The sequence below is a fragment of the Kocuria sp. SM24M-10 genome (genome assembly GCF_001027955.1).
Taxonomy (GTDB): Bacteria; Actinomycetota; Actinomycetes; order Actinomycetales; family Micrococcaceae; genus Kocuria; species Kocuria oceani.
The window spans coordinates 38,938-47,980 of the sequence record NZ_LDNX01000019.1 but is presented as its reverse complement, the minus strand read 5'-3'; the positions used below and the strand labels follow the sequence as shown (position 1 = coordinate 47,980).

Sequence of the window (9,043 nt, the reverse complement as noted above, 5' to 3'; positions counted from 1 at the left end):
CGAGCCGCCCTTGTGACCCACAGCCACGACGACCACATCCGCGCCGAGGCCCCTCACCTGCAGGAGTGGATCGACCGCTGCCCCTGACGCCCGGGTGCCGGCGCGACCCGTGCCGGCACCCCAGCGGGGACCACCACGTCACCCGCCCCTCACCCCTCACCCCCGAGGGGTCGGCCGCACCCCGCCACGGCGGCTGCGTCCGGCCCCACGACGAAGGAGAATCGTGTCTCATCATCCGATCCGAGTGGCGGTGGCCGGTGTCGGCAACTGCGCCTCGTCCTTGATCCAGGGCGTGCACTTCTACGCCGATGCCGACCCGGGGCAGACCGTGCCGGGGCTGATGCACGTGGTGTTCGGGGACTATCACGTCTCCGATGTGCAGTTCGTGGCCGCCTTCGACGTGGACGCGGCGAAGGTGGGGGTGGATCTGTGCGAGGCGATCGGCGCCGGGCGGAACAACACGCTGGCCTTCGCCTCGGTGCCGCACACCGGGGTGACCGTCCAGCGCGGGCCGACCCTGGACGGGTTGGGGGCCTATTACCGGGAGATGATCCAGGAGTCGGCGGCCGAGCCGGTCGATGTCGCCGCCGCGCTGCGGGAGGCGCAGGTGGATGTGCTGGTGTCCTATCTGCCGGTGGGCTCGGAGGCCGCCGACCGGTTCTACGCCCAGGCGGCCCTGGACGCGGGGGTGGCCTTCGTCAACGCGCTGCCGGTGTTCATCGCCTCCACCGAGGAGTGGGCGCAGAAGTTCGCCGCCGCGGGGGTGCCGATCGTGGGCGATGACATCAAGTCCCAGATCGGGGCGACGATCACCCACCGGGTGCTGGCCAAGCTCTTCGAGGACCGCGGGTACGTGCTGGACCGGACGTATCAGCTCAATGTGGGCGGGAACATGGACTTCATGAACATGCTCGAGCGCACCCGGTTGGAGTCGAAGAAGATCTCCAAGACCCAGGCGGTGACCTCCAACGTGGTGCGGGAGTTCGGCACCGAGGAGGTGCACATCGGGCCCTCGGACCACGTGCCGTGGCTCAACGACCGGAAGTTCGCCTTCGTGCGTCTGGAGGGTCACGGGTTCGGGGACGCCCCGATCTCCTTGGAGTACAAGCTGGAGGTGTGGGACTCCCCGAACTCGGCCGGGGTGATCATCGACGCGATCCGGGCGGCGAAGATCGGGCTGGACCGCGGGATCGGCGGGCCGCTGACCTCGGCGGCGGCGTACTTCATGAAGTCCCCGCCCGAGCAGCAGGCCGACGACACCGCCCGGGCGAACCTGGAGGCCTTCATCCGCGGCGACCTCGAACGCTGAAGCAGCGCCCCACCCGGGGCCGCGGATCACCCCGCGGAGCACCGCCGCACCGGTGACATGAGGTACTCCTCGAGCTCCGTCGGCGTGGATCCGCTCATGCCGTCGACGCCGCCTTCCTGGGCCGGTGGGCTTCGCGCCCTCGACGCCGGAAAGAGCCGGGGAACGGGCAGGCATCCTGCCCTGTGCAACGTGGGTCACATTGCGCAACATTGTCCGCGGGGTCCGCCGCGCCGTCGGGAATCACGTGCGAGCCGGCCGCCCCGGCGAGGCCGTGGTCGGCGACCACCAGGTCCGGCGGGTTCTGCCCGTCGCGGCGCAGCTTCTCCAGGGTCAGGGACATCGGCCCGGGGAAGTGGGTGTGCCGCAGGCCCCCGTACTGCTCGACCATCACCACGTGCTCGATCTGGCGCACGTCGCCGTCCTCGAAGGCGAAGCCGTCCGGGACCCGGACGACGTGGGCGCCCGCCCGGCGGGCCACGCGGGCCAGCTGCGCGTAGACGGGGAACAGGCCGGCCGGGTGCCCCGTGGCGAAGAGCACGCGCCCGCCGGCGGCGACCACCTCCCCGAGCACGCGCGCGTAGCGCTCCAGCGCGGCGACGGCGAGCTCGGCGGAGATCGTGTCCTGGCCCTCGACGTGGGACCGGTCGGGCGAGATGCCGACCCGGTCACGCATGAGCGCGAAGACCTCGTCGTAGGTCCAGTCCCGGGTGCGGACCACGCCCATGTGCTGGTGCTGGTCGCCGTCGAGGAAGCCCTGGATGTTGCGCAGGTTCGCCTCCCGGGGCGTGGCCACCGCTCCGGTGAGACGGTGGCGGTCGAGGTGGCGGGCGAGGTCGGCGGGGGGAAGGAACGAAGTCGTCACCGTTCGAGTGTAGGCACGCGCCGGCGGCTACCGTGGCGTACCCGCACGCGGTCCCGGACCCGGGCGTAGACCTCGGCCGTGGCCAGGGCGGTGCGCTCCCAGGAGTGCTCCCGGGCGCGGCGGGCCGCCGCGGCGCCCATGCGCGCCAGGGTCTCCGGGTCGCGACCGAGCCCGAGGAGGGCGTGCGCCCACGACGCGGGGTCGCGGTCGGGGACCAGCCGCCCGGTGACCCCGTCCAGCACGGCGGTGCGCAGCCCGTCCACGTCCGTGGCGAGCACCGGCGTGCCGCAGGCCTGGGCCTCCAGCGCCACGAGGCCGAACGTCTCGGAGGAGGAGGGCACGGCGACCACGTCGGCGCGGCGCATCCGCTCCGCCAGCTGCGGGGCCGGCAGGGCCGGGGCGAAGCCCACCGCGTCCGCCAGCCCGAGCTCGTGCACCTGCTGCTGCAGCCCGGCCGTGAACCGGCGGGTGCCCACGCCCACGATCTCCAGCTCGACCGGCACGCCGGGGGCGTCCGCGCGGATCCGGGCGAGCGCGTCCACCAGCACGTGCGGGCCCTTGAGGGCCTGCAGCCGGCCGGCGAAGAGCACCCGCAGCGGGCGGCCCGGGGAGCCGGGCCGGGGCCCGTGCCGACGGCTCCCGCCGGGCTCCGGCGGGGAGAAGGCGGAGAGGTCGACCCCGGGCGTGATCACGGTCAGCCGCGCCGGATCGGCGTCGTAGAGCTCGACCATCTGCAGGGCCTCGGTGCGGGTGTTGACCACGGTGGCCTCGGCCCGTGCGATCAGCTCCGCCTCCGCCTCGGCGCGGGCGGCGGGCTCCAGACCCTCGTCGGCCCGGGTCCGCAGGTTCTTGCCCAGGGCCGTGGTGTGCAGGGTCAGCACGAGGGGCACGCGCCATTCGTCGGCGAGCTCCCGGCCCACGGCCCCGGAGAGCCAGTAGTGGGCGTGCACCACGTCCGGGCGGGGGGCCTCGGCGCGGAGCACCTCGGCGAAGGCGCCGGTCAGTCCCGGCAGGTCCTCCTTCACGGCGCCGGCCGCCCCGGGCAGCGAGATCGTGAGCAGCCGCAGACCCGCGCGGATGCGGGACGCCCGCATCCCCGCGGTGCGCGGCGCGCCGGGGTCCCGGTCCAGGGTGGCCATGTCCACGGTGTGCCCGGCGTCCACCAGCGCCCCGGCGAGCTGACGCACGTAGACGTTCATCCCGCCCGCATCGCCGGACCCCGGTTGCTCGAGGGGACTGGTGTGCAGGCTGATCAGCAGGACGTGCAGCGGAGCGTCGGACACGGCTCCACTGTAGCCCCCGGCCCCGACCCCGCCCCGTGTCGGCGCCGCAGGTGCTCTCCGGCCATGGTCTTCCACGCGGTCCTGCGGCGGTATCCGGGCCCCGGCGCGTGGGTGTTCGCGCCGGGGCCCGAGGAGCACGCCCCCGAGGTGCGCGGACCCTTCGGCAGGGTCCCGGTGACGGCCACGGTCGACGGCAGGACGTGGTCCACCAGCGTCCGGCGGGACTCCCGGGCCGGCCGGCTGCTCGCCGTGCCGGCGCGCGTGCGCGGGGACAAGGACGACGGGGACGTGGTGAGCGTCGAGGTCGTCGTGGACGCCTCCCGGCTCTGAGCGGGGGCGGTCGCCCGGGTGCGAGAATGGGACCCGTGAACCGTGCTGAGCCCGTCCCGTTCCCTCCGCCCGGCGCCGCCGCCCCCGGTGCCCTCTCCCGGACCTCTCCCGGGGACCTCTCCGGGAGTTTTCCCGGGGACCGTTCCGGGACCTTCTCCGGTGGGGTCCGGCCCGAGCGCAGCGCCGTGGTCGATCTCGCCGCGGTCCGCGCCAACGTGCGCAGGATCCGGGACCTGGCCGGGCCCGCGCGGCTGATGGCCGTGGTCAAGGCGGACGCCTACGGCCACGGGGCCGTGCCCGTGGCCCGCGCCGCCCTGGAGGCCGGCGCGCACGCCCTGGGCGTCGCCCACGTCGCCGAGGCCCTCGCCCTGCGCGCCGCGGGGATCACCGCCCCGGTGCTCGCGTGGCTGCACACCGTGGACACGGACTTCCGTGCCGCCCTCGCCCAGGACGTCGCGCTCGGCGTCAGCGGGTGGGAGCTCGGCCCGGTCGCCGAGGCAGCCCGGGAGCTCGGCCGGCCGGCGCGGATCCATCTCAAGATCGACACCGGGCTGGGCCGCAACGGCGCGACGGCCGAACGGTGGCCCGAGCTCGTGCGCCTCGCCGCGCAGGCCGAGGCCGAGGGTCTCGTGCGGGTCACCGGCGTGTTCACCCACCTCGCCGTGGCCGACGAGCCCTCCCGGCCCGAGACCCGGGAGCAGCTCGAGCGCTTCCGTGCGGCCGTGGACACGGCGCGGGCCGCCGGGCTGCGGCCCGCGCTGCGGCACGCCGCGAACTCCCCGGGCCTGCTGCAGGCCGCCGGCCTCGAACGCCCGGAGGACATGCTCCTGGACATGGTCCGCGTGGGCGTCTGCCTCTACGGGCTCTCCCCGCTCCCCGACCGCACCCCGCGGCAGCTCGGCCTGGTGCCGGCCATGACCCTGCGGAGCACCGTCAGCGCGGTCAAGGAGGTCCCCGCCGGGCAGGGCGTCTCCTACGGGCTGGGCTACGTGACCGAGCGGCCGACCACCCTCGCGCTGATCCCGCTGGGCTACGCCGACGGCGTGCCGCGCTCCGGGACCGGCGGGCCGGTGCGCATCCAGGGGCGCACCTATCCGGAGGTCGGCCGGGTCGCGATGGACCAGCTGGTCGTGGACCTGGGCGCCCCCGGCCTGTCCGCGCCCGAGCACGGGCTGCTGGGCGCGGACGCCGTGCTGTTCGGGGCCGGGGACGACCCCTCCGCGTCGGCCTGGGCGGACGCCGCCGGCACCATCAACTACGAGATCGTCACCCGCGTCTCGCCCCGCGTGCCCCGGGTGCACGTGGACGGCGCGGCGAGCGACGGGGAGGAGCGGGCATGAGCGAGTGGACCCTGAGCCTGACCGTGGACCGCCCGGAGCGGACCCAGGCCCTGGCCGAGCGGCTCGGCGCCCGGCTGCGCGCCGGGGACCTGCTGGTCCTCACCGGCGAGCTCGGTGCGGGCAAGACCACCTTCACCCAGGGGCTGGGCCGGGGTCTGGGGGTGCGCCCCGGCATCATCTCGCCCACGTTCGTGCTGGTGCGGCGCCACCCCAACGTCCCGGACGGGCCCCGCCCCGGCGGCCCGGACCTGGTGCACGTCGACGCCTACCGGCTGGACAGCGCGGGGGAGGTCGACGACATCGACCTCGAGGACACCGTGGACTCGGCCGTCACCGTGGTGGAGTGGGGCGCCGGGAAGGTCGAGCACCTCGCCGACTCCCGCCTGGAGATCGTGCTCGAGCGCGCGGTGGGCGCCGCGCCCGCCGGCGGTGCCACGGGCGAGCCCGGGCAGGAGGACGCGGCGGCGGACGGGACGGAGGAGGAGGACGCCGAGCCCCGCCGGATCACGCTGACGGGGATCGGCCCGCGCTGGGCGGGCGGGCCCCCGCCGCTGGAGCCGCCCGGGGAGAGCTCCGCGCGCGGGCACTAGAATGGCCGGGTGCTTCTCCTGTGCCTGGACTCCTCCGCCGTCGCCTCCGCCGCGCTCGTGACCGGGGCGGGCGAGATCGCCGGCTCCTTCGTCAGCCCCGACACCCGCTCCCACGCCGAGGTGCTGGCCCCCGCCGTCCGTGACCTGCTGGACGGGCACGGCCTGACCGGCGCCGGGCTCGACGGCGTGCTCGTGGGCACCGGACCCGGCCCCTTCACCGGGCTGCGGGCCGGGATCGCGACCGCCCGGGCGCTCGCCTTCGCCTGGGACCTGCCGCTGCACGGACTGATGAGCCTGGAGGCCCTGGCGCAGGACGCCGCCGAGCACGCCCGGGCGGCCGGCCACGAGGAGTTCCTCGTGCTCACCGACGCCCGCCGCAAGGAGGTCTACTGGGCCCGCTACGCCCTCGACCCCGACGGCCCGCGGCGGGTCGCCGGACCGGGGGTCGCCGCCGCGGAGCAGCTCCCGGCGCTGCCGGCCTACGGCCGCGGCGCGGGGATCTGGGCGGAGCGGCTGGCGCTGCCCGTGCCCGCGTTCGCCGGGGCCCAGCCCACGGCGTCCTCGCTGGGTCTCGCCGCGCTGCGCCTGCGCGCCCGCGGCGAGGGACCGGGCCCGGACACGACCCCCCTGTACCTGCGCGAGTCCGACGCGAAGGTCCCCGGCCCCCGGAAGAAGGCCCTCGCGTGAGCGCCGCCGCCCCGCAGCCGTCCTGGACCCTGCGCCGGATGACCGCCCAGGACGTCCCCGTGGTGCACGCCCTGGAGCAGGACCTCTTCCCGGCCGACGCCTGGCCGCTGGAGATGTTCTCCGCCGAGCTGGCCCAGCCCGTGTGCTGGTACTGGGTGGCCGAGCAGGACGACCGGATCGTCGGCTACGCAGGACTGATGTGCATCCGCCCGGTCGGCGACGTCCAGACCATCGCGGTGCTGCCCGAGCACGAGGGCCGCGGGATCGGCTCGGCGCTGCTGCGCACCCTGCACGGGCAGGCCCGCGAGCTCGGCGCCACCGAGGTGCTGCTCGAGGTCCGCGCCGACAACCCCCGCGCCCAGCGGCTCTACCGCCGGTTCGGCTACGAGCACATCCACACCCGGCCCCGCTACTACCGGGACGGCACCAACGCGCTGATCATGCGCGTGGACCTCACCGCCCCGGAGCCCCCGAGCGCCCCGCGCCCGGGCGCCCCGAGCCCGACCCACCCCACGGAGGACGACCGATGACCGACGGACCGCTGGTGCTGGGCATCGAGTCCTCCTGCGACGAGACCGGCGTCGGGATCGTGCGCGGGCGCACCCTGCTCGCCAACGTCGTGTCCTCCTCGATGGACGAGCACGCGCGCTTCGGCGGCGTGATCCCCGAGATCGCCTCCCGGGCCCACCTCGACGCCCTCGTGCCCACCCTGCGCGAGGCCCTGGACCGGGCCGGTGTGGGCCTGGCCGAGCTCGACGCCCTGGCCGTGACCTCCGGGCCGGGCCTGGCCGGGGCGCTGATGGTGGGCGTCGCCGCCGCGAAAGCGCTCGCCGTGGCCACCGGCAAGCCCCTGTACGCCGTCAACCACCTCGTGGCCCACGTCGGCGTGGGCGTGCTGGAGGACTCGGGGATCGAGGGCTTCCGGGGCGGCTTCGACGACGGCCTGCCCCGGGACCTCGGCGCGCTGCTGGTCTCCGGCGGGCACACCGAGATCCTCGCCGTCGACGACCTCTCCCGGGACGTGCGGCTGCTCGGGGGCACGATCGACGACGCGGCCGGCGAGGCCTACGACAAGGTGGCCCGGGTCCTGGGGCTGGCGTACCCGGGCGGCCCGGCCATCGACGCCGCCGCCCGGTCCGGGGACCCCACGGCCTTCCGCTTCCCGCGCGGACTGACCGCGGGCAAGTACCTGGGCTCGGCCGAGCGGCCCGGCCCGCACCGCTACGACTTCTCCTTCTCCGGGCTGAAGACGGCGGTGGCGCGCGTGGTCGAGGCGCACGAGGCCGAGGGCCGGGCGGTGCCGGTCGCGGACGTCGCCGCGTCCTTCCAGGAGGCCGTGGCCGACGTCGTCACGCGCAAGGCGGTCCTCGCGTGCACCGAGCAGGGGCTCGGCACGCTGCTGCTGGGCGGGGGAGTGGCCGCCAACTCGCGGCTGCGGGAGCTCACCGCCGAGCGCTGCGCCGCGCACGGGATCGAGCTGGTGGTCCCCAAGCTCTCCCTGTGCACCGACAACGGGGCGATGGTCGCGGCCCTCGCCGCCCGGGTCGTGGCCGAGGGCCGTGAGCCCTCGGGCCTGGGCTTCGCCGCCGACTCCTCCCTGCCCGTGACCACCGTCTCCGTCTGAGCCGGGCCGCGCCCGTCAGTCCACGGGCGTGACCAGGGTGCCGTCGGCGAGCCAGCTGCGCAGGTTGCGCAGGGTCAGCTCGGCCATCGCCCGGCGCGTCTGCACCGTGGCGCTGCCCACGTGCGGCAGCAGCACCACGTTCTCGAGCCGGCGCAGCGCGGCGGGCACGTGCGGCTCGGCCCGGTACACGTCGAGACCGGCCCCGGCCAGCCGTCCCTCCTCCAGGGCGGCGACGAGCGCGGTCTCGTCCACGACCGCGCCGCGGGCGACGTTGACCAGGAAGCCGTGCGGGCCGAGGGCGTCCAGGACCGCGGCGTCGACCAGCGCGGCGGAGTCCGGGCCTCCGGGCACGGCGACCACCAGGGCGTCGACGGCCGCGGCGAGCTCCGCGGGGGAGCCGTGGTAGCGGTGCTCGACGCCGGGGACCGGCCGGCGGTTGTGGTAGTGGATCTCGCAGCCGAGCGCGGTGAGGCGGTGGGCGACGGCCCGGCCGATCCGGCCGAGGCCGAGGATCCCGACGCGGCGGCCGGAGGCGTGCACGGTCAGCGGGTAGTTGCCGGTCGTCTCCCACGCCCCGCGGCGCACGAAGCGGTCGGCGGCCGAGAACCGGCGCAGCACGTCGAGGTAGAGGGCCAGGGCGGTGTCCGCCACGGCGTCGGTGAGCACGTCGGGGGTGTTGCTCATCCGGATCCCGCGCGCGGCGGCCCCGGCGGCGTCCGTCCCGTCGTAGCCGACGCCGAAGTGCACGACGGCCTCGAGGCGGGGCAGGCGGCCCATCAGCTCCCGGTCCACGCCGGTGCGCCCGGAGCACACCGCCACGCGCACCTCCCCGGCGTGCCGGTCCAGGAAGTCCTCCCGGTCGCCGGGATCCGCGGGCAGGCGCAGCGCCGAGTGCTCGGCGGTGAGGGTGTCCTCCACCAGGGGGTGCAGGGCGCCGATCTGCAGGACGGGGCCCCGCGGCACGGGGCCGCCCGGTCGGGTCTGTTCGGTCATGTCTGCCACCTGTGGGGGACGGGAG

At 75.8% G+C, this 9,043-nt stretch carries 10 protein-coding genes; 7 read left to right on the top strand and 3 right to left on the bottom strand.

From position 1 onward, the window contains the following. The first annotated feature begins 223 nt into the window (after nt 1-223). The gene (locus ABL57_RS02280) at nt 224-1,309 is read left to right on the top strand and encodes an inositol-3-phosphate synthase (RefSeq protein WP_047801817.1); all 1,086 of its coding nucleotides are present in this window, start codon (nt 224-226) and stop codon (nt 1,307-1,309) included. Nucleotides 1,310-1,403: 94 nt separating this feature from the next. On the opposite strand, the gene ABL57_RS02275 is transcribed toward ABL57_RS02280, so the two are convergent. Together ABL57_RS02275 and ABL57_RS02270 are read right to left on the bottom strand one after the other, a co-directional pair. Further along, nucleotides 1,404-2,171 carry a phosphatase gene (locus ABL57_RS02275; protein WP_238985952.1) on the bottom strand — a complete coding sequence of 256 codons (768 nt, stop codon included), beginning with the start codon at nt 2,169-2,171 and terminating at the stop codon, nt 1,404-1,406. After that, complete coding sequence (locus tag ABL57_RS02270) at nt 2,168-3,454, bottom strand: glycosyltransferase (RefSeq protein ID WP_047801816.1); 1,287 nt, start codon at nt 3,452-3,454, stop codon at nt 2,168-2,170. The genes ABL57_RS02275 and ABL57_RS02270 overlap by 4 nt, the downstream gene beginning before the upstream one ends. 63 nt (nt 3,455-3,517) lie before the next feature. Between ABL57_RS02270 and ABL57_RS02265 the strand changes: the two genes are divergently transcribed. The 6 genes from ABL57_RS02265 to tsaD all read left to right on the top strand — a co-directional run bounded on the left by ABL57_RS02265 (nt 3,518) and on the right by tsaD (nt 8,025). Further along, the gene (locus ABL57_RS02265; RefSeq protein WP_047801815.1) at nt 3,518-3,784 is read left to right on the top strand and encodes a DUF1905 domain-containing protein; all 267 of its coding nucleotides are present in this window, start codon (nt 3,518-3,520) and stop codon (nt 3,782-3,784) included. Nucleotides 3,785-3,969: 185 nt separating this feature from the next. Further along, entirely contained in the window at nt 3,970-5,124 is a 1,155-nt protein-coding gene (alr, locus tag ABL57_RS02260; RefSeq protein WP_047801827.1) for an alanine racemase, read from the top strand. Further along, nucleotides 5,121-5,714, top strand: coding sequence for a tRNA (adenosine(37)-N6)-threonylcarbamoyltransferase complex ATPase subunit type 1 TsaE (gene tsaE / locus ABL57_RS02255; RefSeq protein WP_047801814.1), 594 nt, complete (start codon nt 5,121-5,123; stop codon nt 5,712-5,714). Before alr ends, tsaE begins: the two co-directional genes overlap by 4 nt. Nucleotides 5,715-5,723: 9 nt before the next feature. Further along, nucleotides 5,724-6,401, top strand: a complete 678-nt coding sequence (gene tsaB / locus ABL57_RS02250) for a tRNA (adenosine(37)-N6)-threonylcarbamoyltransferase complex dimerization subunit type 1 TsaB (RefSeq protein WP_047801813.1) — start codon at nt 5,724-5,726, stop codon at nt 6,399-6,401. Nucleotides 6,402-6,439: 38 nt separating this feature from the next. Further along, nucleotides 6,440-6,931, top strand: coding sequence for a ribosomal protein S18-alanine N-acetyltransferase (gene rimI, locus ABL57_RS02245; protein WP_047801826.1), 492 nt, complete (start codon nt 6,440-6,442; stop codon nt 6,929-6,931). Next, nucleotides 6,928-8,025: a tRNA (adenosine(37)-N6)-threonylcarbamoyltransferase complex transferase subunit TsaD gene (gene tsaD / locus ABL57_RS02240; protein ID WP_047801812.1), complete on the top strand. Its 1,098-nt coding sequence runs from the start codon at nt 6,928-6,930 to the stop codon at nt 8,023-8,025. Before rimI ends, tsaD begins: the two co-directional genes overlap by 4 nt. A 15-nt stretch (nt 8,026-8,040) precedes the next feature. Here the strand turns inward: tsaD and ABL57_RS02235 are convergent, their stop codons facing one another. Further along, nucleotides 8,041-9,018 (bottom strand): 2-hydroxyacid dehydrogenase, encoded by a 978-nt coding sequence (locus ABL57_RS02235; protein ID WP_047801811.1) that lies wholly within the window; start codon nt 9,016-9,018, stop codon nt 8,041-8,043. Between the last annotated feature and the right edge of the window lie 25 nt (nt 9,019-9,043).